We start from the raw sequence: 25182 nt of genomic DNA, 5'->3' as shown, positions 1-25182 counted from the left end.
AGATGTTATGTCGACGGTTTCCCGTCTTTACCCCTTGTCTGGTCTGGCAGCACTGGTGCTGGTGGGATGTAGTAGCCAACCTGCGCAGCCGCTAAAAAAGGGGGAGAAAGCCGTCGATGTGGCGAGCGTGGTGCGCCAGAAAATGCCCGCCAGCGTGAAAGACCGGGACGCGTGGGCGCAGGATTTGGCAAAGACCTTTGAAAGCCAGAAGCTGGCACCGACGGTTGAAAACATCTGTTCGGTGCTGGCGGTAGCGCAGCAGGAGTCAAACTTCCAGGCCGATCCGGCTGTTCCTGGTTTAAGCAAAATCGCCTGGAAAGAGATTGACCGTCGCGCAGAACGCATGCATATCCCGCTGTTTGTCGTGCATACCGCGCTAAAGATTAACTCGCCAACGGGGAAAAGCTACAGCGAGCGTCTGGATACGGTGAAGACGGAAAAACAGCTTAGCGCCATCTTTGATGATTTCATCAACATGGTGCCGATGGGGCAGACATTGTTCGGATCGCTTAATCCGGTACATACCGGTGGTCCAATGCAGGTCAGTATCGCGTTTGCTGAGCAGCACACCAGCGGGTATCCGTGGAAAATGGCGGGGACGGTACGTCAGGAAGTGTTTAGCCGCCGTGGTGGGTTGTGGTTCGGTACGTATCATCTGCTCAACTACCCGGCGAATTACAGTGCGCCAATCTTCCGCTTCGCCGATTTTAATGCCGGATGGTATGCGAGCCGCAATGCAGCTTTCCAGAATGCGGTCAGTAAAGCCAGTGGAGTGAAGCTGGCGATGGACGGGGATTTGATTCTCTATGGCAGCAGTGAGCCGGGCAAAACGGAGCTGGCGGTACGTAAACTAGCCGGGAAGCTAGGGATGAGCGAGAGTGAGATCCGCCAGCAACTGCAAAAAGGTGACAGCCTGGCCTTTGAAAAAACCGCATTGTACGAAAAGGTTTATAAGCTGGCGGAAGCGAAGACCGGGAAAACGTTACCCCGTGAAATGCTGCCGGGCATTCAACTGGAAAGCCCGAAGATCACGCGTAATCTGACTACTGCGTGGTTTGCTAAACGGGTGGATGACCGTCGGGCGAAGTGTATGAATCAGTCATCTTTATGATGACGGTGACGCCAGCGCATGACCGCCGCTATGACGCCAAGAATCAGGCTTCCGGCCAGGAAGGGGATCAGTCCAAAGAGGGTACCGACGCCTAAACCGATTTCAACCCGCGGGCGTCCTGTCTCCTGCATTTGCAGCTGCATCAGTTCTTCATAGATGCCGGGCGCGTGAGCCAACAGATTTAAAATCTGTGCACCCGCCCAGAAGCAAAACAGCACAAATACGGCATACGCAATGTTGCCGGGCAGGGAGGAGGGATCCCGATGCTTGCCCTTAAACAGGGATTTTGAGAGCGTAAAATCAGCCATAAAGACCTCCGGAAATAACCTGCTTTTTTTGACGTAATGCCTGGAACTAAGAGTGAGTCTGACAGGTGATCGGCAATGTCAATATCAGAATGATGGTAATTTCAGGTAGAGATTATTCCTGGATTTCGGTTTTTTGTTGGCGGTCACAATTATGTAACCTTAAGTTAAACTGAGTTACATTTAAGAAATTACGCACAGGCCACAGACGCCCTCGGGGAAATGTGCGAGGATGCCTCCCTGTGTTGTATTTTCACCGGAGCTGTTATGAACCTGCCTGTAAAAATCCGCCGAGACTGGCACTACTATGCCTTCGCTATTGGGCTTATCTTTATTCTGAATGGCGTGGTGGGGTTATTAGGTTTTGAAGCGCAGGGATGGCAAACTTATGCGGTGGGGCTGGTGACCTGGGTGATTAGCTTTTGGCTGGCCGGATTAATCATCCGTCGCCGCGTTGAAGATGATGAAGCAAAGGATGCCCAATAGCTCTATCAGGCATCCTGACGGGTTTACATACTGGTTTTCAGCGCGCTATCCGCAGCATGGCGTTCCAGCGCCAGTTCGATCAGGCGAGTGATCAAATCGGTATAGCCTAAACCGCTCGCCTGCCACAGCTTCGGATACATACTGATGTTGGTAAAGCCAGGCAGCGTGTTGATCTCATTGATCACAACGTCGTTTTCAGCAGTTAAGAAGACGTCCACGCGCGCCATGCCGGCACAGCCCAGAGTCTGGTAGGCCTGAATGGCGATTTCGCGGATCTTATCGTTAATCTCTGGCGCAATTGCTGCCGGAACGACAACTTTGGCACCGTTATCGTCAATGTATTTAGTGTCGTAAGCGTAAAAATCGCTGTTCAGCACGATCTCACCACAGGTACTGGCCTGCGGATGATCGTTGCCCAGTACCGCACATTCGATCTCGCGACCTTTGATCCCTTGCTCCACAACGACTTTATGATCGAATTCAAATGCCAGCGCGACGGCCTGATCGTATTGGGCTTCGCTGGTTACTTTACTGACGCCAACGGACGATCCCTGGTTGGCCGGTTTTATAAACAGCGGCAGTCCCAGGCGGGATTCCACTTCGGCAAAGCTGATGCTGTTGCGATTCGCGCGAGTGAGCGTAATAAATGGCGCGATGTTTAACCCGGCATCACGCAGCAGACGTTTGGTCACGTCTTTATCCATACAGGCAGCAGAACCCAGCACATCAGAACCGACAAACGGCAGGTTCGCCACGCGCAGCATGCCCTGCAGAGAGCCATCTTCACCCAAAGTACCGTGTACGATTGGGAAAATAACATCGACCGTCGGCAGTGGTTGACCGTTTTGTGCATCGATCAACTGGTGCTCTTGTTTACCCGGTACCTGCGCCAGGCTAGTTTCAGAAGGCCGCAACGCAATATGCGCCGGATCGTCTGAATTGAGCAGATAGTTACTGGCATCGCTGACGTGCCATTGCCCTTGTTTATCAATACCTAACAGCACAACGTCAAAGCGAGTCTTGTCGATGGCATCGACAATATTTTTTGCCGATTGCAATGACACTTCATGTTCCGCTGATTTACCACCAAATACGATTCCTACCCGCAACTTTGCCATCTTAAAAACCCATTCCATGAATGCAAAGCACATACATTACCACGACAAAACGCAGGTTTCCTCGGCTTCTGGCAGATTGTTTTGTCGAATGACAGGGGATTAGAAGGGGACATACACGCAGATCGCGCGGGAAGCACAATCCCCTGTTTATAACATGGGTTTGATGTGAGCTGTATCACAAATATGATGAGCGGGAAGATAAAATCCTAAACTGTGATTTATCGCACCTGTGGATCCTTATTCAGCTAAGTAATTTGTTAAGCTGCTCGCAGTTTTCAGCTACTTATCGTTATGAGTCCTTATGGAATCCTGGAGAGTTAACCTTATTTCCGTTTGGTTCGGGTGCTTTTTTACCGGACTGGCGATTAGCCAAATCTTGCCTTTTTTACCACTCTATATCTCCCAACTGGGCGTGACCTCGCATGAAGCGCTATCAATGTGGTCCGGATTAACGTTCAGCGTCACCTTCCTGATTTCAGCCATTGTTTCTCCGATGTGGGGCAGTCTGGCCGACCGTAAAGGACGCAAGCTGATGCTGCTGCGGGCCTCACTGGGGATGGCCATTGCGATTTTGCTACAGGCATTTGCCACTAACGTCTGGCAGCTTTTTCTGCTGCGCGGGGTGATGGGGTTAACCTCCGGCTATATTCCTAATGCGATGGCGCTGGTTGCGTCCCAGGTTCCACGCGAGCGCAGCGGCTGGGCGCTGAGTACGCTCTCTACGGCGCAAATTAGCGGCGTCATTGGCGGACCGCTGATGGGAGGCTTTATCGCCGATCATGTTGGCTTACGAGCGGTATTCTGTATTACCGCCGCCTTGCTGGTGGTGAGTTTTCTGGTCACACTGTTCTTGATCAAAGAGGGCGTTCGCCCGACGATTAAAAAAAGCGAACGTCTGAGTGGGAAGGCTGTGTTTGCCTCGCTTTCGCATCCAGCGTTGGTGATCAGCCTGTTTTTTACCACCATGGTGATTCAACTGTGTAACGGCTCAATTGGGCCTATTCTGGCGCTGTTTATTAAATCAATGGTCCCGGACAGTTCGAATATTGCTTTTCTCAGTGGGCTGATAGCCTCAGTACCGGGCATTTCTGCTCTGATTTCCGCGCCCCGACTTGGTAAATTAGGCGACCGTATTGGTACTGAGCGGATTTTAATGGCGACGTTAATCTTCGCGGTGGTGCTGTTTTTTGCCATGTCGTGGGTTACCACGCCGTTGCAGTTGGGAATTCTACGTTTTCTGCTCGGCTTTGCTGATGGTGCGATGTTGCCGGCGGTGCAGACGCTGTTGGTGAAATACTCCAGCGACCAGATAACCGGACGCATCTTTGGCTATAACCAGTCATTTATGTACCTTGGCAACGTCGCAGGGCCATTGATGGGGGCAACGGTTTCGGCAATGGCGGGGTTCCGTTGGGTGTTCATTGCTACAGCAAGCATTGTGCTTATCAATATCTGGCAACTGGCTATCGCGTTGCGACGTCGGCGCGCGGCTCGTTGAGGTCCTGATTAACAACGCTGCTTGTCAGCGTTGTTAATCCATAATTGTGTATTATATATTTGTGTGATTATTAATTTTCTTACCTTTTTATATTGAATCATCCTGCTTCAGGACTCATTTTCCCTTATTTTGTGTTGTGATTGTTTTCGCAAATCGTTTTATTTCTTATAAAAATACAACTTTCATCCTCTAGGCAGTCGTGAGCCTTAATGATAACGTGACCCATATTTTGTTAAGGGAATAGGCAAATGAAAAACCTCGTCACTGAGTTGTTACTTAAGCTCGCGCAAAAAGAAGAAGAATCGCAAGATCTGGCGGCACAGGTCGAAACGTTAGAGCGGGTAATCATCGAAATGCTGCGCAATATGGCGTGGAACGATCGGCAAATATTTATTCGTCAAATTGAGGGGGCGCTGGCTGGCGGAAACCACATGCCCGCGTTTCTGACGAACATACATAATGCTGGCGAGTGCGTACCAAAAGCGTTGTGATCCATCTGTGGTGGGGTAACCACAAATTATCATAAAAGTGTCACATCAAATACTTATAGTCGCTTTGTTTTAATTTTACCGTATTTATACATGGAGAATATAAAGTGAAACAAAGCGCTCTGGCTATTGCCCTGTTACCTTTGCTGTTTACCCCGGTTATTAATGCAGAAACATCTACTGTAGCGGTTATGGATAATCGTGCTGCTCAGGGAGATATCACCACGCCGGGTGGCGCTCGCCGATTGTCTGCCGATCAAACGGCAGCTCTGCGCGAATCCCTGAACGATAAACCGGCCAAAAATATAATTTTACTGATTGGCGATGGGATGGGCGACTCCGAAATAACGGCAGCGCGAAATTATGCTGAAGGCGCGGGCGGCTTTTTTAAAGGTATTGATGCTTTACCGTTGACCGGACAATACACACATTATGCGTTGGATAAGAAAACGGGCAAGCCCGATTATGTGACAGATTCAGCAGCATCTGCGACAGCATGGACAACCGGCGTGAAGACCTATAACGGGGCGCTGGGTGTGGATATTCATGAAAAAGATCACACCACGATTCTGGAAATGGCCAAAGCGGCAGGTCTGGCGACGGGGAATGTTTCCACGGCTGAATTACAGGATGCCACGCCGGCCGCACTGGTTGCCCATGTCACTTCGCGTAAATGCTATGGCCCGAGCGTGACGGCTGAAAAATGCCCGACGAACGCGCTGGAAAAAGGCGGTAAAGGGTCAATTACCGAACAATTATTGAATGCTCGTGCGGATGTTACGTTAGGCGGCGGGGCAAAGACTTTTACTGAAACCGCTACGGCAGGTGAGTGGCAGGGTAAAACGCTGCGAGAACAAGCCCAGGCCCGTGGTTACCAGATGGTGAGTGATGCCGCGACGCTGGCGGCTGTTAGCGAAGCGAATCAGGATAAACCGCTGTTGGGTCTGTTCTCAGACGGTAATATGCCAGTGCGTTGGGAAGGGCCGAAAGCGTCTTATCACGGCAACCTGGATAAGCCGGTAGTGACCTGTACGCCAAATCCAAAACGTAACGACAGCGTGCCAACGCTGGCGCAGATGACGGATAAAGCGATTGAGCTGTTAAGCAAAAATGAGAAAGGTTTCTTCCTGCAAGTAGAAGGCGCGTCAATCGACAAACAAGATCATGCCGCTAACCCGTGTGGACAAATTGGTGAAACGGTCGATCTGGATGAAGCAGTGCAGCGTGCACTTGCCTTTGCGAAGAAAGATGGCAACACCCTGGTTGTGGTAACCGCTGACCACGCGCATGCCAGCCAGATCGTCGCACCGGATACCAAAGCGCCAGGTTTGACGCAGGCGCTGAACACTAAAGATGGCGCGGTGATGGTCATTAGCTATGGCAACTCTGAAGAAGAGTCCCAGGAGCACACCGGCAGCCAACTGCGTATTGCAGCCTATGGCCCTCATGCGGCGAATGTGGTTGGCCTGACCGATCAAACCGATCTGTTTTACACCATGAAAGCGGCGTTAGGACTGAAATAAGCTGATACCCGGCGGCAATACTTTTGCCGTCGGGTGGTTTTTTTATCGTTAGCAGCCAAACTTACCTGTGTGTCGTCGTTCAGAAAAGGATGGTGCTATGAAAATTACATTATTAATGACGTTACTTTTTGGTCTGATTTTTTTAACTACCGTCGGTGCTGCCGAGAAGACGTTAACCCCGCAACAACAGCGTATGACCACCTGCAATCAGCAGGCCACGGCGCAGACCTTAAAAGGGGATGAGCGTAAGACCTACATGAGTGATTGCCTGAAAAACAGTAAATCTGCGCCTGAGGAAAAGAGCCTGACGCCGCAGCAGCAGAAAATGCGTGAATGCAACGTCAAGGCGACGGAGCAGTCTCTGAAAGGCGATGATCGTAATAAGTTTATGAGCGCTTGCCTGAAAAAATCTGCTTAGCACTTCCGGGTGAGCAGGTAAAATCGCTCACCCGAAATATCATACTTCCGCCACCAGACCCCTTCCTATAATTTGGGAAATTTGTTTCAGAATATTCCCAAATACGATGAATGATGAAAACTTTTATCAAAAGAAGGTCGTCCCGAATGAAGCATTTATATTGCTTCATCAAAATGACCACCAACGTTCCGGTCTGCGATTTGCCCGACGAATCAGGCTGCCGCGAGCGGTGGGACTGGGGGGAATGTTTTTCCCTATCGCGTCGGTATTAGTTTCTCAGCCAATAACCGGAGGCTGGTGGCTTTTGCTGGTGGGATGGGCGTTTGTCTGGCCGCATCTGGCATGGCAATTGGCAAGTAAAGCTATCGATCCACTGCATAGCGAATATACCAACCTAAAAGCCGATGCCATTCTCGCCGGGATGTGGATGGGGATTATGGGGATAAACTTGCTGCCATCCACGGCGCTGTTGATGATTATCTGTATCAACCTGATGGGCGCAGGGGGTATGCGTGTCTTCATCGCAGGCGCCGTGTTGATGGTGGTTTCCTGCCTGGTGACGTTACAGTTAACGGATATTCCCGTGGCTTTTAGCAGTACGCAACTGAGTGTGCTGTTGTCGCTGCCGGTGTTAGTGGTTTACCCGTTGCTGTTTGCCTGGGTGAGTTACCAGACGCTCATCAGGCTGGCAGAACATAAACGTCGCTTACAGGTTATGAGCACGCGAGATGGGATGACCGGGGTTTATAACCGACGTCATTGGGAACTGTTGCTGCGGAATGAATTTGATAATTGCCGCCGCCATCAGCGTGATGCCACGCTCCTTATCATCGATATCGACCATTTTAAGAGTATCAATGATACCTGGGGCCATGACGTCGGGGATCAGGCCATTGTTGCACTGACCCGCCAGTTACAGATGACCTTACGCGGTAGCGATGTGATTGGTCGCTTTGGCGGTGATGAGTTTGCGGTAATCATGTGTGGCACGTCAGCGAGCAGCGCGATTGCAGCGATGTCTCGTGTTCACGAACGGCTTACCCAACTGCGTTTATCTTGCGCGCCGCAGGTTGACCTGCGCATTAGCGTGGGCGTTGCGCCGCTGACGTCTGAAACTGAACACTATCGAGAATGGTTAAAATCAGCAGATATGGCTCTCTACAAAGCAAAGAATTCCGGACGTAACCGCACTGAAGCGGCGGCCTGACGTCCGGCGGTGTTAACTCAGGAGCGGCTGAGTTTTTCCGACTGCTCCATGCACTTAATCATCGCTTCAATCACCGATGAACGGAAACCGCGTTCTTCCAGGACGCGTACCGCCTCAATGGTGGTTCCACCTGGCGAGCACACCATATCCTTCAATTCGCCAGGATGTTTACCCGTTTCCAGAACCATTTTCGCCGAACCCATTACCGCTTGTGCTGCAAATTTATAAGCCTGCGCGCGGGGCATCCCCCCCTGAACGGCGGCATCAGCCATCGCTTCGATAAACATAAATACATAGGCCGGTGCTGAACCGCTGACGCCAACGACCGGATGAATCATCCCCTCCGCAATGACTTCTGCTTCACCAAAGCAGCGGAAGATATTCAGCACGTCGGCTGTTTCTTCTGGCGTGACTAAGGCGTTCGGCGTGACGGAGGTCATTCCGGCGTTCACCAGCGACGGCGTGTTTGGCATCGCGCGAATGATTTTACGGTCGTGACCCAGGGCACGGGCCAGCTGATCGAGAGTGACGCCTGCGGCAATCGAGACGACCAGGGAATCTTTGTTCAGGCTGGAGGTAATTTCACTCAGCACCTTAATCATGATGCCTGGTTTTACGGCCCCAAAAACAATATCAGCGATTTGCGCGACTTCTTGTGCAGACTGCGCCGCATTAATGCCGTACTGGTCGTGTAGCGCGGCGACCTTATCGGGGGAAGGGGTGTAGACCCAGATTTGTCCGGGGAGAACCTGGCCGCTGGCGATCATGCCGCCAAGAATGGCTTTGCCCATATTACCGCAGCCGATAAAACCAATTTTCTTGTCCATCTTGTCACTCCCTATGGATGATATTCATTGTTTTATACCCGTCATACTTCAAGTTGCATGTGCGTTGGCTGCGTTCGCTCACCCGAATCACTTACCAGAGTAAGCTCATCGGGACTCACTCTCTTGCCGCCTGCCTGCAACCCGAATTATTTAGGGTAAATCTGGGAAAGCTAAGCTTAGCGCGGAATGAATATGTTCAGAAGGAGAAACAGCACTTTGCCTGAAAGTAAAAGCACGCGACAATGTGCGACAGCACACCAGTGGGGAGAAGTTATGACAATATGGGTGGATGCCGATGCGTGTCCGAATGTGATTAAAGACATTTTGTACCGCGCCTCTGAGCGCATGCAAATGCCGCTTGTTTTGGTGGCCAACCAAAGCCTGCGCGTCCCGCCTTCGCGTTTCATCAGCACATTACGTGTGCCTGCGGGCTTTGACGTGGCTGATAACGAGATTGTGCGTCAATGCAGCGCCGGTGATTTAGTGATAACGGCAGATATTCCGCTGGCGGCTGAAGTGATTGAAAAAGGTGCGGCGGCGCTTAACCCGCGCGGCGAACGCTATACCGAAGCCACGATCCGCGAGCGTCTGATGATGCGTGATTTTATGGATACACTGCGAGCCAGCGGTATCCAGACCGGGGGGCCGGACAGTCTTTCGCCCCGCGACAGACAGCATTTTGCGGCTGAACTGGATAAGTGGTGGCTGGAAGTTCAGCGTAGAAAATAGAGTGTGTAATTTATTATTTACACTTTATTCATTGTGAATTCTTGTTATAGTAGGGGTTAACTCATCTCGCCATTCTTTCTGTAATTTTTTCTTTACGGTTTTGGCGATGTACTAGTTTGATGATATGATTATATTTTTAACCGCATCAGATCCCGCTTGTTGGCGGCTCTCTGGGGAAATTCTGTGATGACGCAACCTCTTTTTCTTGTTGGCCCCCGGGGGTGTGGTAAGACGACAACCGGTATGGCGCTGGCAAAGGCTATTGATTTCCAGTTCGTTGATACCGATCGCTGGTTGCAATCGCACGTGCAAATGACCGTGGCGGAAATCGTCGAAAGAGAAGGATGGGAAGGGTTTCGTGCCCAGGAAACGACCGCTCTGCAGGCTGTTACAGCTCCTGCCACGGTTGTTGCGACCGGCGGCGGTATCATTCTTACCGAATTTAATCGTCATTACATGCGCAGCCACGGCGTGGTTATCTATCTAAGCGCACCGGTATCGGTACTGGTTGATCGTCTGGAGGCCACGCCTGAAGAAGGATTACGACCGACTCTAACCGGCAAACCGTTGACCGAAGAGGTTCAGGAAGTGCTCGCCCAGCGCGATGTTTTGTATCGTGAGGCTGCGCACTATATCGTTGATGCCACCAATCCGCCTTCGCAGGTAGTGGAAGACATTCTTGGGATACTGGCGCAGGCAGCGCCATGGTTGCAGGGCGGTGTCTATACTTAATGTTCATCCAGTGAAAAGGAAGAACTATGCCGACACAACCACCTTACCCACGTCAAGCGACCATTGTTACGGTTGAAAAAGGGACGCCAGGCCAGACGGTAACCTGGTATCAACTTCGTGCTGATCACCCTAAACCGAATTCGTTGATCAGTGAGCATCCTTCAGCTCAGGAAGCGATGGATGCTAAAAAACGCTACGAAGACCCCGATAAAACCTGATATGAAGACCGCTCTGGCACGAGTCTTAAAAGTGCCAGTCCGGGCGTGCATCACATTATTTTAAATTTCGCCGTATACAGTAAAAATTGAAAATTAAACAATAACAATCCAGTACTGGAATGATCTGGAATCTTTACACAATACACCGCCGATCTACTGCTACGCTTTTGAGCATTTGTAGCACAGGTCAGCGCCCGGCACTTATCCGGGATTTCACAGCAAAGTAAGAAGACGGTGGAGCAACAAATGAGTACGTCGTTGGCTATCCTCACGATTGGCGTTGTGCCGATGTGTGAGATGTTACCGCTCCTGACGGAATATATTGATGAACAGCACATTACTCACCACAGTCTGCTGGGGCAGATGCAGCGAGAAGATGTGATGGCTGAGTACGGAGCTTCACCCGGTGACGAGCTGTTATTAACGCTGCTTAGCGACCACCAACTTGCTCATGTCTCACGTCAAAAAGTGGAACGCTCGCTGCAAAGCATTGTGGAGGTTCTCGATAATCAGGGATTTGATGTGATCCTGCTGATGAGTACCGCCTCAATTACCCGTCTGACCGCCCGCAATAGTATCTTGTTGGAACCTATACGCATTATTCCCCCGTTAGTGGCTTCGATTGTCGAAGGGCATCAGGTTGGGGTCATTGTACCTGTTGCTGAATTGCTCAAAGCCCAGACACAAAAGTGGCAGGTGTTACAAACTCCGCCAGTGTACGCCGTGGCGAATCCAGTAGAAGGTTCTGAACAACAGCTGATTGATGCCGGGAAATATCTCCTTGAGCAAGGTGCTGATGTTCTTATGCTGGACTGCCTGGGGTTTCATCAACGTCATCGTGATTTACTGCAAAAGTCGCTGGATGTCCCGGTTCTGCTGTCCAATGTGTTGATTGCCCGACTGGCTTCGGAATTGCTGGCGTAATTTTGCGTGACAGGTGGAACGTCAGCCCCCTATATTGGTTCCTAACTTAATCACGAGATAGGGCCAGTTGTATGCTTCAAAGTAATGAATACTTTTCCGGCAAAGTAAAATCGATCGGTTTTACCAGCAGCAGTACTGGCCGCGCCAGTGTAGGCGTGATGGCTGAAGGTGAATATACCTTTGGTACTGCGGCACCTGAAGAGATGACGGTAGTTAGTGGCGCACTGAACGTGCTGCTGCCAGGGGAAACCGAGTGGAAAGTGTATGCCGCAGGAGACGTGTTTAACGTACCGGGCAACAGCGAGTTTCATCTGCAGGTAGCAGAGCCAACATCCTATCTTTGCCGTTACCTGTAAGCGTAAAAATGACGAATGGCGATATTGAGTCGCCATTCGCTAAACACGGCTTAACGTTGCGCTTCGCCGCCTAATCCTTCCACCAGACTTTTAATCAGCGCCGCCAGTTCGCCTGTCATCAGGATGAAATCGGCATCAAAACGCTGAGCATAATCTTCGCGGTCGATATCTTCATTCTGATCGCGCAGCTCGTCGCTGAACTTCAGGCGCTTAATGGAGCCGTCGTCACACATAACGAACTGAATGCGCTGCTGCCAGTCGAGGGCCAGCTTAGTGACCAGTTTGCCCGCTTCGATATGCACGGCGATTTCGTCGCAGACCAGATCCTGTTTTTTCGCGCGGATCACACCGCCGTCTTCAAGGATCGCTTTCAGTTCAGCTTCATCCAGCAGTTGGAAGCCCTGCGCCGTGGTGCCGGAGCGAACCCATTCAGTCAGCGTCAGCTCAATAGGGTTTTCCATCGTCAGCGGAACGACCGGCAGCGAACCGAGACTCTTACGCAGCAGCGCCAGCGTATCTTCGGCTTTTTTCGCGCTCGCACAATCAACCATGATCAGATCGTTGACGGTATCGATCCACATCATTGTCTGGCTGAAGCGGCTAAAGGCGCGCGGCAGCAATGAGTGCAGAACTTCATCTTTCAGCGAGTCTTTTTCGGTCTTCTTAAGTTTGCGACCTTGCTCAGCTTCCAGTTTGAATATTTTGGCTTCCAGCGCCTGTTTGATAACCGGCGACGGCAGAATTTTTTCTTCTTTGCGGGCGCAGATAATAATTTGGCCATTGGCGGTATGCGTTAATGCATCGCTGTGCGATCCCATCGGCGGAACCCAGCCCATTTTTGCCATATCCTGGCTACCGCAAGGGGTGAACGTCATTGATGCCAGCTGTTTTTCCATCTCTTCGGCACGCAAAGAAACATCGCGGCTAAGACGGTAAACCATTAAATTTTTGAACCACAGCATGATAATTTCCACGGCCTTGTCGTTAAATCCAGCGGGCATGATAGCGAATTGTCGCTATGCTTGCATTGTTAATCGGGAAGAGGAGCAAACAGTGCGTATAGGTATCGATTTGGGCGGTACGAAAACGGAAGTTATTGCGCTTGGCGAGGCGGGCGAACAGCTTTTTCGCCATCGCCTGCCCACGCCGCGTGATGATTATCGGCAAACGATAGAAACCATCGCCACGCTGGTGGAGATGGCGGAAAACGCCACCGGGCAGACGGGAACCGTGGGAATGGGCATTCCAGGTTCAATCTCGCCTTACACCGGGGTGGTAAAGAATGCCAACTCGACCTGGCTTAACGGACAACCTTTTGACAAAGACCTGAGTTCGCGTCTGAATCGTGAAGTGCGGTTGGCAAATGATGCCAACTGTCTGGCGGTTTCAGAAGCGGTGGATGGTGCGGCGGCCGGGGCGCAAACCGTGTTTGCGGTGATTATCGGCACCGGATGTGGCGCAGGCGTGGCACTGAATGGTCGGGCGCACACGGGCGGTAACGGTACAGCGGGCGAGTGGGGGCATAATCCGCTGCCATGGATGGACGAAGATGAGCTGCGTTTTCGACAGGAAGTCCCCTGTTATTGTGGCAAACAAGGCTGCATTGAAACCTTCATTTCCGGGACCGGCTTTGCCACCGACTACCAGCGTCTGAGCGGTAAGCCGCTCAAAGGCAGTGAAATTATCAGCCTTGTTACTGCGCAGGATGCTCTTGCGGAGCAGGCGTTGAGCCGCTATGAGCGTCGTCTGGCGAAATCACTGGCACATGTGGTGAACATTCTCGATCCGGACGTCATTGTGCTGGGGGGCGGAATGAGCAATGTCGACCGACTGTATCAAAACGTTCCGGCGTTGATTAAGCAGTTTGTCTTTGGTGGCGAGTGCGAAACGCCTCTACGCAAGGCGCTACACGGGGATTCCAGCGGTGTACGCGGTGCGGCCTGGCTGTGGCCGCAGGAGTAAGGTTCGCGTAGCCGGGTAGCGCAGATGCTATCCGGCAGCGTGTGTCATCTGGGGGACTGCGCGCTTCAGGCGACCGTACAGCAGCAGTGACGACATCGCAGAAAACGACAGCAGTGCCGCCGGCAGCGTCACGTAGTTGTAGGCAAAGCCCAGCGTCAGCATCATGCCACCGCAGTAAGCGCCAATCGCGCTACCGAGATTAAAGGCAATTTGCCCGCCAGCCGCACCCAGCAGCTCCCCTCCTTTAGCATTTTGCAGCAGCAAAATTTGCAGCGGTGCCGACAGGGCAAACAGGCCCGCGCAGCAAATAAAGGCGAAGGTCAGCGACGCGGCTTTGATCCCGCCAAAGGCAAAGAGCAACAGCAGAGCCAGCACAATCACGAAGTCGGTTATCACCGCAATGCGCAGCGGCGTATAGCGACCAGACAGCCGACCGCTCAGCAGATTTCCCAACACCATTCCTAATCCTACCAGCATCATGATGAAGGTCATCAGCGCTTCGGAAAAGCCGGAGGTGAACATCATGTATGGTTTGACATAGCTGAACCAGGCGAAAACCCCGGCGTTACCAAACATGGTGGCGGAGAAAATGAGCCACGGGGCGGGGCTTTTCAAAAAGTGAAATTGTTCGCGCAGGTTTCCTTTTGCTTCATCGCTGATGTTGGGAACCCAAAAAGCGACCGAGACCATCACGGCGATATTAAAGACGGCAATCAGCAGGAACGTATAGCGCCAGCTAAATTCCTGACTCAGCCAGGTGCCGACGGGAATGCCAACCAGATTGGCAACGGTCATCCCCGAAATCATGCCCGCGACAGCGGCGGTGACTTTTCCCGGGCGGGCGAGCTTCGACAGGATAATTGCGCCAACGCCAAAAAATGCGCCGTGCGGGAAGCCTGAAACCAGCCTGCCTACCGCCAGCATAAAATACGAGGAGGAGAGGGTGAAAATGGCGTTGCCAATCACACACAGCGTGACCAGAAACAGCAGAATATGCTTGAGCGAAAAGCGGCTGGAAAAGAGTGCAATAATGGGCGCGCCAAGCACCACGCCAAAGGCGTAAAACGAAATCATATGGCCAGCGGCAGGAATGGAGATTCCCACGTCCCGCGCCAATTCGGTGAGTACACCCATGATGCCAAACTCGGCCATGCCCAGCCCAAACGTCCCAAGGGCTAAAGAGAAAATGACTTTTTTCATACCACCTGTCATACACAGCAACAACAGCTAAGTAGGGCTAATGCTATCATATTTGTGAAGTCTGAACGAACGATTGCAATTATTCTTGAAAGCAATTATTTGCATGTTAGATGCCGATAACATACGGACTCGGAATTGTAGTCTTTTCAATATATAAAATACACTAAAATAATGTTTTATTGATGGGCGGTTTCTGGTTGGGAATGGGTTGTTGTATTCATAACGAATATGAATCGATAGTGATTTATTTTTTATATATAAAACGCATAGCTATAAATTATTTAAATATTGTTTTTCTTTGTGTGGTTAATTTATTTTAACTTACTGTTTTATAATGGTATTGTTTTTTGTCTTTGTGCTATTGATGAAATAAAAATCATATTATATTATATATGCCGACCACAATATCCATTGGGTTAGAACGCATAAGATTCTATCTTTCGGACCTCTTCTGAGGACTGTTTGGGATTTTTATATGCAAAAGTCTTTGGCGGGAATTTCAGAGGCAGCATTCGAAAGATAATAAAATATATTATAGGGAAATTTTACATGAAAAAGAAAGTACTCCTTTCTGCCTCTTTGTTGCTTGTTGCGGCTATCAATGTTGCGCATGCGGCAGACTTAACTGATGACCAGGGCACCGTCACTTTTACCGGTACTATTATTAACCCACCTTGCCAGGTTGATACAGACAGCGAAGATGTTCAGGTACCCTTTACCCCGCTGGGGACGAACGCCTTTGCTGGTATTGGCGAAGAAGCGTCTCAGGTTCAGCCATTTGCAATTAAATTGACTAAGTGCCCGGCAAATACTGTGGTAAACCTGACCTTTACAGGTGATACCGCAACGGAAAATACGCAGCTGAAAGCGCTTACTGGCGGCGTTGATACCGGTGTTGGCATTGTGGTTTATGGCGCTGATGCCAGCAATGATAAAGTCGTTTTTAACGACGAAGCGAACTCTGCTTTTGCTCAAACGACCGGGGCAAGCGAAGAAAATGACCTGACGTTTAACTTCACATCAAAAGTTGTGGCAACCGTTGATCCGGCGAGTATCAAAGGCGGCGAGTTTGCCGCAACCACAACCTATACCATTTACTATCCATAAGGGACGTAGAGTGGGAGTGATGTAAGTCCAGACAGGATATGCCATAGGATAATCAGGGTATGTCCTGTAATTCTTTTCGAGATTTAGCCATAAGGGATGAATGATGAATCTCAACATTTCTGGTTTGCTGTTTTCAGCAATATTCATTCTTTTTCAAAACGCTGCTTCGGCGGGGGTGCAAATTAGCAATACGCGTATTATTTATCCTGGAGATGTAGATGAAGTTCAGGCAACGGTAAAAAATACGGGTAATGGAAATCAGCTTGTTCAGGCATGGGTTGATAACTTCGATAAGAATGATAAAAGTAAGCCTCCTCTTATTATTACTCCTCCGTTATTTAAACTTATTGGCGGACAGACAAATATCCTGCATTTTATCTCAGTCGATAAAAATGGCATCCTGACAAAAGATCGTGAACAAATTTTTTGGGCTAATATCAAGTCTATCGAAGCGACGCCTAAAGTGTTAGTACAACAAAGTAAGCTACAATTGGCTACCCGCAGTCGTATTAAGCTGATATGGCGACCAAAGGGATTAAATAAAAGCGACGCGCAAGAAGCATACAAAAGTCTGATATTTTCTGTTTCAGGTGGACGTTTGGCTGTGGATAACCCGACGGCATATTATATTTCTTTGCATAACATGACCGTTGACGGCAAAGAGGTAAAGCCGCCGAAAGATACGCTTTCCGCTGTGTCTATGATGATTTCACCCTATTCAAAAATGATCTATTCCCTACCGGGTGGGAACGCTAAGTCTGTTCGGTGGAGCGCAATCGACGACTACGGTAATGCCACTTCCGAACAGGAAAAGTCACTTTAAATTTGGCGGATAAGGATATCCACAATATGCGGCCTATCAATAATTATCATGAAATACTCTCATTGAAATTATCAGCTATTACCGCCGCATTGATTTTGTGTAGTCCGTTTTGTATCGCTGACTCACAAGTTGCTGATGATGAGTTTAATATTGATGCGCTACGTTTTGATTCCCCAATAGACAGCGCAGAGGCGATCCGTACTTTTTTAGACGATAATGCGCTTGCACCAGGCGTCTACCTCAGTTCTGTTTATTTTAATAATCATTTTGTTGAAAAAAAGAATGTGACGTATGTGCTTAATGAAGCCCATACCGCACTCATTCCCGTGTTAAAAAAATCAGAACTGGCCGCCTATGGCGTCAATGTCAGCAAAATGCCATTGATGAAAACGATGTCTGATGACGCCACGGTTGATGATATCGGACGTTACATTGAAGAGGCTTCCTGGACTTTCTCCACACAGCAACAACGGCTGGATATTCGTGTTCCGCAAGTTGCTGTTAATCAGGAAGTGCAGGGGTATATCGACCCTGATAATTGGGATGATGGAATACCTGCTGCACTGTTGGGTTATTACTATAGCGGTTCTAAAACACACTACAGCTCTCAGGGCTCGTCGACACAAAATTACCTAAGTTTAAACAGTGGACTGAATTTAGGGCCGTGGCGCATACGAAACAATGGAAACTACCAAAGTGGAGACGGTTGGGAAAACATTTCGACGTATATTCAGCGGGATATAAAGCGCCTGCGTAGCCAACTGACGCTCGGCGATAGCTCTACAGCGGGAGATATTTTTGACAGCCTTCCGATTCGTGGTATTCGTCTGCAAACAGATACCGCTATGCTGCCCTATAGCCAACAAGGGTTTGCGCCGGTGATCCGGGGGATTGCGAAAAGCGATGCTAAGGTGACCATTAAGCAAAATGGCTACACTCTCTATCAAACCTATGTCAGCGCAGGGGCGTTTGAAATTACGGATGTACCGCAGGTATCTTCCGGCAGTGATTTCGATATAACAATCACGGAGGCTGATGGGAGTGAGCGTAGCTTCGTTCAGACGTCGTCTTCTTTACCTATCATGCAGCGACAGGGGGCATTGCAATATAGCGTTGCCGCCGGGCATTACCAAAATAATGATACATCAGAGGATCCTAATCTGGTCGAAGCGCAACTTATCTATGGGTTGCCTTATGGTTTTACCGTGTATAGCGGCGTGTTGGGCAGTGATTTTTATCGTTCCGCGGCATTAGGTTTTGGTATTGATCTTCATGATTTTGGCGCGTTTTCGTTTGATGCCACAACGGCCAGAAGCGAAGTGGCTGATAACGTCTGGCAGGGGATGTCTTATCGTGCCCAGTATGCGAAGAATATCGATACGACCAACACCAATCTTACGCTTGCGAGTTATCGTTACTCTACCCGTAATTTTTATACGTTTACGGAAACGTTAAATAACCGAACTAACGATATTGATGACGACAGTTTTTATGCTTATCGCAATACCAATAACCGTCGTAGCCGCTTTCAGGTAAATATCAGCCAGAGCCTGAATGAGCTAGGTTCTTTCTATATCTCCGGTTATCAGCAAGATTACTGGGGACTGGCGGGATATGAGCGCACGGTATCTGTCGGTTATAACCAGAACTGGGAACGGATCCGATTTATGCTCAACTATTCGTTGACGCAAACGCCAACCTCACATCGAGATGAGCAGGTTTCATTTACTGTCAGTATTCCCTTAGATAAATGGTTACCCAGTGCCTGGGCGAATTATACTTATACAGATAACCGTCATCGTAGTCAGCAACATCTGATTGGGATCAGTGGTACTGCATTGCAGGATGATAACCTCAATTATAATCTCCAGCAGTCCTGGGGGAATAATGGAATGGGGGAGAATGGAAGTATGAATGCCACCTGGCAAGGCTCATTTGGCTCTGTTTCTGGTGGGTACAATTATGACAACAACAGCCGGCAAGTGAATTATAAGTTACAAGGTGGGATTATCGGCCATGCTGGCGGGTTTACTTTAGCACAGTCGCTACCTGAAACGGTGACCTTAGTCGATGCCGACGATGGGCCTGATATTAAAGTAGAAAACAGTACCGGCGTATATACTGATTCCTATGGCTACGCTGTTATTCCATATGCCTCACCCTATCGAACGAATAACATTATATTGAATACGGCAAGTAACCCGCAGGTTGATATTGAGGAGCCCGTCAAACAGGTGATTCCTTCGCGTGGTGCGGTCACACTGGCAACATTTTCTGCACGCACCGGTATACGTGTTTTGTTAACGCTACAACATAATGGAAATAACGTTCCTTTCGGCGCGCTTGCGGCATTGGCAGGGGAAAACGAAAAAAATTATGCCAGTATCGTGGGTGATAATGGACAGGTTTATTTAACCGGTGTATCGGCAGGCGATCGCGTTATGGTGAAGTGGGGTGAGAAAGCAACACAGCAGTGTACCGCGCAGATTGCTATTCCTGCCGATGAACTTACCAACAAAACCGTTGCTATATTAGCGGCAGAGTGTAAATAAAGGTGAAAGTGATAATGATATCCTTCATTAGGTATGTGATTGTATTTTTTGTACTAAACTGGTCAGTGGTAAGTTATGCTTCATGTTATTATAAAAATGATACGACAGCTGCAACCTATACGGTCACCGTTCCGACTATTAACGCTCAGCGCGATGTCCCTGCAGGAACTGTCCTATGGGATAGCGGTTATCTTAGTGCTCCAAATCAATCGGATATATTTTGTAATGGGGTGCACCCAATCTATCGTGGATATGATGACTCATCATTGACGCTGGTAAATGGTGTTGAAGAATATGTTTATCAGACGAATAACCCAGGTATTGGGATTAAAATTTGGTGGTTGTCTGTTGATAGTGGCAAAAGCTACTCACCAAGTGATGCCCGTATTTTTTATTCTCCGGCGAAGGCTGAAGGTTCAAAAACATGCAATGGCTGTGAATACACAAATGTATCGGCAATGTTTGAGGTGCGATTAATCTCAACCGGGCAACCTATTACAGATACTCCCTTGCAATTATCACGATTTAGTGCTTCCCGAATATATGAATCCGCCGCTCAACTTCATATTAACTTTACCGATGCAGATGTGGTAGTTAACAGTGCCAGTTGTGTGCTTAATAGTAAGAATATTTCTGTTAATTTGGGTCGTTACTTTAAAACTGTCAGTCTGAATAACCCGGGTGATACTGGTGATGCGGTTGATTTTAAAATTGATTTGACGTGCGATCAGGATACCAATGTCAATGTATTATTTTCTGGTACAACGGCAGCAGGCGATAGCACTATTCTGACATTAAATGATCTTGATTCTCCGACGTCTGCGCAAGGTGTCGGTGTGCAAATTTTATATAACGATCGGTTAGTGAATTTTGGCGAGCTCCTGTCCACGATAAAAAATGGTGCAGAAGGGAGCGTCGCTCTGCCGTTTAAAGCTCACGTCATACGTTTAAATGAGAACTTGCGGGCCGGCGAAATCAACGCCACGGCGACCTTTGATATGATTTACCGCTAGCGGTTATTTTTTAAGCGTAAGAATAATATGCAGGGAATGATATTGCCGATCTTGTCGGCAATATCAATACGTCGAAAAATCAGCGTCATTCCACTCTGAAAGTGTTGTCGAGTTTGCTGTAACCCAGCCCGTTGATTTTTTTCACTTTGATTTGCACCGGAATGCGTTCTTTCATTGCTTCGACGTGGCTGATCACGCCAATGGTTTTACCGGTAGCGTTGAGTGCATCCAGTGCGTCCAGAGCGGTATCCAGCGTTTCGCTGTCCAGCGTGCCGAAGCCTTCGTCGAGGAACAGGGAGTCAATTCGCGTTTTGTGGCTGACCAGATCGGACAATGCCAGCGCCAGCGCCAGACTCACCAGGAAGCTCTCACCTCCGGAGAGCGTACGCGTGTCACGCACCGCATCGGCTTGCCAGGTATCGACCACTTCCAGCTCCAGCGCTTCGCTGGCCTTGCGCTGCAACAAATAGCGACCGTGCAGACGGGTTAACTGGTTGTTGGCAAGCCAGACCAGGTTATCCAGCGTCAGTCCCTGGGCAAATTTGCGGAACTTATCTCCCTCTTTCGAGCCGATCAGCGCATTCAGATAGCCCCAGTCTTCGACCTGCTGCGCGACTTTTTCAATCTCCTGCATCAGCGCCTGCTGCTGCTGGCGGTTTTCAGTATCCTGCCTGAGCTGCTGGCGAATTTCTCCCTGACGAGTGGTGTTATCCCGCAGCAGTTGGGTGAGCTGCGCCAGCGTGTCGCGAAGATGTTGTGCCGTGAGCGTGAGATCCACCCCGGTTGGTTGCTGCTGTTGATGAGTCACCAGCGCCTGCTGGGCCTGATTAAGCAGCGTTTGTGCCTGTTGTTGCTGGTTTTCCAGCGATTGTTTCAACAGCTCAAGACGGTTGAAGGTCTCTTCATCCAGCAGGGCGGCAATAAAGGCGTCACGGTTGTCAAAGATGCTGGCCTGCAATGCGGCATCAAACTGCGCCTGAATGTCTGCGGCGCGCTGAACGTCCTGTGCTTCCTGCTGCTGCAAGGTTTGCCACTGTCCCTGTAAAGAGAGGCAATCGTCGTGCACCTGCCGCCAGTTTTCCAGCGACAGATCCTCAATGATTTCAGAAAGAGCCTCTGATTCTGGCAGCGTTTCCAGCAGCGGCGCAAGCTGGGCAATCCGGGCCTGTATCTCGGTCAGTTCATTCTGGCGCTGTTGCCACATTTGCGCTTCGTTCGCCCGTTCTCTTAGCCATGAGGAGACTTCATCCTCGGGCGGAAGGGCCAGACCATGACGGTCCAGCTCTGAGGTTAAGGTTGCCTGGCGCTGGTCAATATGCTGTTGGAGTTGAGTAATATGTTCGGTATGCGCGGCGATTTGCGCCTGCAGGGTATGACGCAAGCTTAACTGGTGAAGCTGTTGTTCGTACTCTTCCTGAGCGGCCAGCCACGGGGCAATGTCATCCTGCGGTTGTAGCGATACGTTGAGGCTGGCGGTAACGGTCAACCACTCTTGAGTAAGTGCTTGCTCCTCCTGAGAAAGCCTCTGTGCTTCGTGTTCATCGCGCTGAAGTTGCTGCGTTATCGCCTCAAGCTGCCCGCGCAGGGTTGAACCCTCATCGGCCAGCGTTTTGACCTCTTTTTCCAGCGCTTCACGTCGTGCCTGATTTACGCTCAGCTCAAGCGTCTGGTAACGCTCAATAGCCGGATGTGTGGTAGAGCCACAAAGCGGACAAGGTTTGCCGGATTCCAGTAACGCCCGATGGCTTTCCAGATCTTTGATGCGGGCTTCCTGCTCGCAAATGAGTCTCACATCGGCAAGTTGCTGATTTTTATCTTTATAGCGCTGACGTTTCTCGGCAAGTACCGCGTTGCGCTGGGTCAGCTCTTGCTGGCGCTGCACCAGTGAAGCGCGTAGCTGTGCCAGCTGCTTTTGCTTCGGGGCGATTTGCCCGTGCAGATTACTGAGGCGCTGGCGTAGTGGACGAAGCTGCACATGTTGCGCCAGCGCTTCTGTCACTTCCTGCGGGGAAAGGGTCAGCGCAGGAAGCGCCAGTGCATCGAGCTTACGTGTGTCGTTCTCCCGCAGCTGTTGCCACTGGCGTAGCTGGGCGCTGGCGTCGGACTGTTGCGCCAGCAGCGCTTTCCATCCTGCCAGTTCGCTACTCCATAAGCGGAAGCGGTCATGTTCGTTCAGCCAGTCGGTTAACGTCTGTTGTTCGGCGAGTATCGCGGTCGATTGCGTGTGCGCTTGCTGACGGATACACCCGCGCAGCGCTAAGCTGCTTTGTAAGCGAGTATTCACTTCCTGAATCTTCTGGCGCGTACGCTCGATAGTAGCCGTTTGTTCCTGGATTCGCTCCCAGTGAGGGCGCAATGCTCTGGCCGGCTGCGCCAGGCTCAGCGCTGCCAGCTGCGGCTGCGCGTCTTCTTGCGCCTGAAGTGCTGCCTGTAATGCCTGCTGATGGCGGTTTATGTCCGTCTGAAGCTCATTTTGCCGAATAAGCCAGTTGAGGTGCTGTTGCTGGGTTTGTTGGCTGGTAAGGTATTGTTTTTCTTCGTCAGTAAGTACCTGCAAACTTTCCGTCAGGGACTGCACCTGCTCTGCTGCTAACAGCGCCACGCCGCTGGCCTGGGCCTGCAGTTTTTCCAGCTCCGTACGCGCCGACTTGTGCTTTTCAAACACCATGGCGGAGATTTGGCCGTAGATCTCAGTACCAGTTAACTCTTCCAGAAGCTCGGCGCGCTCTTTCGGTTTGGCATTAAGAAAGGCGGCAAACTGGCCCTGAGACAGCAGCATCGAACGGGTAAAACGCCCGTAATCCAGCCCGGTAAGCTCGGCTGTCATCTCCAGCTTGTCTTTGACTTTATCGGCGAGGATTTTACCGTCAGCGCAGCGGGCCAGCTCTACGCGCGGGATCTGCAGGTTGCCCTCGGGCTGATTGCGCGCCCGGTTCTGGCTCCAGAATGCGCGGTAGGCTTCGCCGCGCACCTCAAACTCAACTTCGGCCAGACACTCCGCGGTGTCGCGGGTCATCAGGTCGTTTTGCGACTGTGATACGGTATTCAGGCGCGGCGTTTCGTGGTACAGGGCGAGGCAAATCGCGTCCAGCAGGGTGGTTTTCCCCGCGCCCGTTGGCCCGGTAATGGCAAACAACCCGTTGCTGGCAAAAGGTTCTGCCGTGAAATCGACTTTCCATTCTTCCTTCAGGGAGTTGAGGTTCTTCAGGCGCAGGCTGAGAATTTTCATGCTTCGCTCTCCCCGGCAAGCGTGTGTAAGGTTGCGCTAAACAGCTGACTCAACCGCTCACGCTGAGGCTCCTCGAGCTCTTCCAGCGCCAGGCGGCGGTCAAAAACTTCCGTTACGCTTAGCTCGCTTAACGTTTCGCGTCGTTCATTGGCCATAATACGTTCACGTTGTTCCCTACTGCGGCGCACCAATAACACCTCGACCGGTAAATCTTCGGTTAAGGCCTGGATCTTACGTTGCATGTCATGCAGATAGTCGTCGGTGGTGATTTCAATATCCAGCCATATCGGCGGCTCTTGTGGCACGTTACGCCACTGTTCAAGCTGGGTGGTAATGGCGGCTAAATCGCCTTTCAGTACCGCAAGCGGCTGGGTGACCGGTACGGTGAGATTTTCAACGGCGCTGAGTTTCCCCGCTTCAAAGCTCACCAGATGTACACATTTGTTTTTGCCGCACTCGTCAAAACTGAGGGCAATCGGTGAACCGCAGTAGCGAATATGGTCCGTCCCGCCGATAACCTGCGCCCGGTGAATATGCCCCAGTGCGATGTAGTCCGCGGGTGGAAAGTTTTGCGCCGGAAAGGCGTCCAGCGTACCGATATAAATGTCACGTACGGCGTCACTTTTACTGGCGCCAACGGTGGTCAAATGCCCGGTCGCAATGATGGGCAGGTTTCGATCGCCACGCAGCGTGCAGGCGTCCTGATACTGCTGCTGGTAATAGTCGGTGATCGCCCCCAGCAGATGCTGCTGTTTTTCTTGTCCGGTTAGCCCGGCCTGGCTGGTAATGATGTCACGTGGTCGTAAGAAAGGAACCGGACACAGGATCGCTCCCGGCGTGCCATCACGTTGCGGCAGCACCTGCGGCGCATGGCCGGCGCTGGCAACGACCGTGGTGTTGAGAAACGCCAGAATATCGCGGGACTCATTGAGCGTGGCGACGGAGTCGTGGTTGCCTGCCAGCACGACCAGATGACAGCCAGTTTGCTGCAGATTGACGACAAAACGGTTATACAGCTCACGGGCGTAGCTTGGCGGTGAGCCGGTATCGAAAATATCGCCTGCCACAATAATGGCATCCACCTGCTGGGATTGTGCCGTTTCCAGCAGCCAGTCGAGAAAGGCCTGATGTTCAGCGGCGCGGCTCTTGCTGTAGAAATTTTGGCCCAGATGCCAGTCAGACGTGTGAAGGATGCGCATAAGAGTTCCATGACGATAAAACAGTGGCGGGGATTATAACCTTTCAGAGACGGTAATATCTTGTCTCCGGGCTGTCATAATTCGTCTGGCTGCGTTAAACCTGGACTATCTTTTCATAAATCTGTCATAAAACTGACGCATAATGGCACCGTATTGA

At 50.5% G+C, this 25182-nt stretch carries 24 protein-coding genes; 17 read left to right on the top strand and 7 right to left on the bottom strand.

The genetic code is table 11. The features are described 5' to 3' along the window. The first annotated feature begins 7 nt into the window (after positions 1-7). Positions 8-1111: a DUF1615 domain-containing protein gene (locus tag OGX83_RS12375; protein ID WP_008783898.1), complete on the top strand. Its 1104-nt coding sequence runs from the start codon at positions 8-10 to the stop codon at positions 1109-1111. On the opposite strand, the gene OGX83_RS12370 is transcribed toward OGX83_RS12375, so the two are convergent. Beyond that, positions 1096-1419: a DUF2755 family protein gene (locus OGX83_RS12370; protein ID WP_032942507.1), complete on the bottom strand. Its 324-nt coding sequence runs from the start codon at positions 1417-1419 to the stop codon at positions 1096-1098. The genes OGX83_RS12375 and OGX83_RS12370 overlap by 16 nt on opposite strands. A gap of 264 nt (positions 1420-1683) precedes the next feature. On the opposite strand from OGX83_RS12370, the gene OGX83_RS12365 reads away from it, so the two are divergent. Then, a complete protein-coding gene (locus tag OGX83_RS12365; RefSeq protein WP_003830949.1) occupies positions 1684-1902 on the top strand; it encodes a DUF2754 domain-containing protein in 219 nt (72 codons plus the stop codon). A gap of 23 nt (positions 1903-1925) precedes the next feature. Here the strand turns inward: OGX83_RS12365 and ddlA are convergent, their stop codons facing one another. Continuing rightward, positions 1926-3020 carry a D-alanine--D-alanine ligase gene (gene ddlA, locus OGX83_RS12360; protein ID WP_079935141.1) on the bottom strand — a complete coding sequence of 365 codons (1095 nt, stop codon included), beginning with the start codon at positions 3018-3020 and terminating at the stop codon, positions 1926-1928. Between the two features lie 301 nt (positions 3021-3321). On the opposite strand from ddlA, the gene OGX83_RS12355 reads away from it, so the two are divergent. From OGX83_RS12355 to adrA, 5 genes are all read left to right on the top strand, one after another. Continuing rightward, a complete protein-coding gene (locus OGX83_RS12355; protein WP_100272851.1) occupies positions 3322-4518 on the top strand; it encodes a multidrug efflux MFS transporter in 1197 nt (398 codons plus the stop codon). A gap of 248 nt (positions 4519-4766) precedes the next feature. After that, a complete protein-coding gene (locus OGX83_RS12350) occupies positions 4767-5009 on the top strand; it encodes a sigma-S stabilization anti-adapter protein IraP (protein ID WP_048235990.1) in 243 nt (80 codons plus the stop codon). A gap of 104 nt (positions 5010-5113) precedes the next feature. Next, positions 5114-6529, top strand: a complete 1416-nt coding sequence (gene phoA / locus OGX83_RS12345; RefSeq protein ID WP_008783904.1) for an alkaline phosphatase — start codon at positions 5114-5116, stop codon at positions 6527-6529. 97 nt (positions 6530-6626) lie between these two features. Next, complete coding sequence (gene psiF, locus OGX83_RS12340; RefSeq protein ID WP_032942510.1) at positions 6627-6947, top strand: phosphate starvation-inducible protein PsiF; 321 nt, start codon at positions 6627-6629, stop codon at positions 6945-6947. 91 nt (positions 6948-7038) lie between these two features. Beyond that, entirely contained in the window at positions 7039-8154 is a 1116-nt protein-coding gene (gene adrA, locus OGX83_RS12335) for a diguanylate cyclase AdrA (protein WP_095533161.1), read from the top strand. Positions 8155-8171: 17 nt separating this feature from the next. On the opposite strand, the gene proC is transcribed toward adrA, so the two are convergent. Further along, positions 8172-8981, bottom strand: coding sequence for a pyrroline-5-carboxylate reductase (proC, locus tag OGX83_RS12330; RefSeq protein WP_204558866.1), 810 nt, complete (start codon positions 8979-8981; stop codon positions 8172-8174). Between the two features lie 273 nt (positions 8982-9254). On the opposite strand from proC, the gene OGX83_RS12325 reads away from it, so the two are divergent. The 5 genes from OGX83_RS12325 to ppnP all read left to right on the top strand — a co-directional run bounded on the left by OGX83_RS12325 (position 9255) and on the right by ppnP (position 11940). Then, positions 9255-9710: a YaiI/YqxD family protein gene (locus tag OGX83_RS12325; protein WP_008783909.1), complete on the top strand. Its 456-nt coding sequence runs from the start codon at positions 9255-9257 to the stop codon at positions 9708-9710. Between the two features lie 186 nt (positions 9711-9896). After that, on the top strand, positions 9897-10442 hold the full coding sequence (gene aroL, locus OGX83_RS12320) for a shikimate kinase AroL (protein ID WP_032942513.1): 546 nt from the start codon (positions 9897-9899) through the stop codon (positions 10440-10442). A gap of 26 nt (positions 10443-10468) precedes the next feature. Then, the gene (yaiA, locus tag OGX83_RS12315) at positions 10469-10660 is read left to right on the top strand and encodes a protein YaiA (RefSeq protein WP_003021472.1); all 192 of its coding nucleotides are present in this window, start codon (positions 10469-10471) and stop codon (positions 10658-10660) included. Between the two features lie 246 nt (positions 10661-10906). After that, positions 10907-11584 (top strand): AroM family protein, encoded by a 678-nt coding sequence (locus OGX83_RS12310; protein WP_003830963.1) that lies wholly within the window; start codon positions 10907-10909, stop codon positions 11582-11584. Positions 11585-11655: 71 nt separating this feature from the next. Continuing rightward, positions 11656-11940, top strand: a complete 285-nt coding sequence (gene ppnP / locus OGX83_RS12305; RefSeq protein WP_003021477.1) for a pyrimidine/purine nucleoside phosphorylase — start codon at positions 11656-11658, stop codon at positions 11938-11940. Between the two features lie 50 nt (positions 11941-11990). Here ppnP and rdgC read toward each other — a convergent pair whose 3' ends face one another. After that, on the bottom strand, positions 11991-12902 hold the full coding sequence (gene rdgC / locus OGX83_RS12300) for a recombination-associated protein RdgC (protein WP_003021479.1): 912 nt from the start codon (positions 12900-12902) through the stop codon (positions 11991-11993). A gap of 91 nt (positions 12903-12993) precedes the next feature. On the opposite strand from rdgC, the gene mak reads away from it, so the two are divergent. Beyond that, on the top strand, positions 12994-13902 hold the full coding sequence (gene mak / locus OGX83_RS12295; RefSeq protein WP_103015019.1) for a fructokinase: 909 nt from the start codon (positions 12994-12996) through the stop codon (positions 13900-13902). 27 nt (positions 13903-13929) lie between these two features. Here the strand turns inward: mak and araJ are convergent, their stop codons facing one another. Next, positions 13930-15102, bottom strand: coding sequence for an MFS transporter AraJ (gene araJ / locus OGX83_RS12290; RefSeq protein ID WP_111466001.1), 1173 nt, complete (start codon positions 15100-15102; stop codon positions 13930-13932). Positions 15103-15651: 549 nt separating this feature from the next. On the opposite strand from araJ, the gene OGX83_RS12285 reads away from it, so the two are divergent. From OGX83_RS12285 to OGX83_RS12270, 4 genes are all read left to right on the top strand, one after another. Beyond that, the gene (locus OGX83_RS12285; protein WP_286588115.1) at positions 15652-16209 is read left to right on the top strand and encodes a fimbrial protein; all 558 of its coding nucleotides are present in this window, start codon (positions 15652-15654) and stop codon (positions 16207-16209) included. 100 nt (positions 16210-16309) lie between these two features. Further along, complete coding sequence (locus OGX83_RS12280) at positions 16310-17032, top strand: fimbrial biogenesis chaperone (protein WP_225623065.1); 723 nt, start codon at positions 16310-16312, stop codon at positions 17030-17032. Between the two features lie 26 nt (positions 17033-17058). After that, a complete protein-coding gene (locus OGX83_RS12275; protein WP_286588113.1) occupies positions 17059-19584 on the top strand; it encodes a fimbria/pilus outer membrane usher protein in 2526 nt (841 codons plus the stop codon). Positions 19585-19598: 14 nt separating this feature from the next. Beyond that, positions 19599-20597 carry a fimbrial protein gene (locus OGX83_RS12270; protein WP_174770632.1) on the top strand — a complete coding sequence of 333 codons (999 nt, stop codon included), beginning with the start codon at positions 19599-19601 and terminating at the stop codon, positions 20595-20597. A gap of 85 nt (positions 20598-20682) precedes the next feature. On the opposite strand, the gene sbcC is transcribed toward OGX83_RS12270, so the two are convergent. Beyond that, the gene (gene sbcC / locus OGX83_RS12265) at positions 20683-23826 is read right to left on the bottom strand and encodes an exonuclease subunit SbcC (protein ID WP_286588111.1); all 3144 of its coding nucleotides are present in this window, start codon (positions 23824-23826) and stop codon (positions 20683-20685) included. Next, positions 23823-25025 (bottom strand): exonuclease subunit SbcD, encoded by a 1203-nt coding sequence (gene sbcD, locus OGX83_RS12260; protein ID WP_191215103.1) that lies wholly within the window; start codon positions 25023-25025, stop codon positions 23823-23825. Before sbcD ends, sbcC begins: the two co-directional genes overlap by 4 nt. Positions 25026-25182: the final 157 nt, after the last annotated feature.

Source organism: Citrobacter sp. Cpo074, assembly GCF_030332745.1.
In the GTDB taxonomy this organism is placed as follows: Bacteria; Pseudomonadota; Gammaproteobacteria; order Enterobacterales; family Enterobacteriaceae; genus Citrobacter; species Citrobacter portucalensis.
The sequence above is the reverse complement of the archived record's forward strand: the minus strand, read 5'-3'. Positions and strand labels throughout refer to the sequence as shown.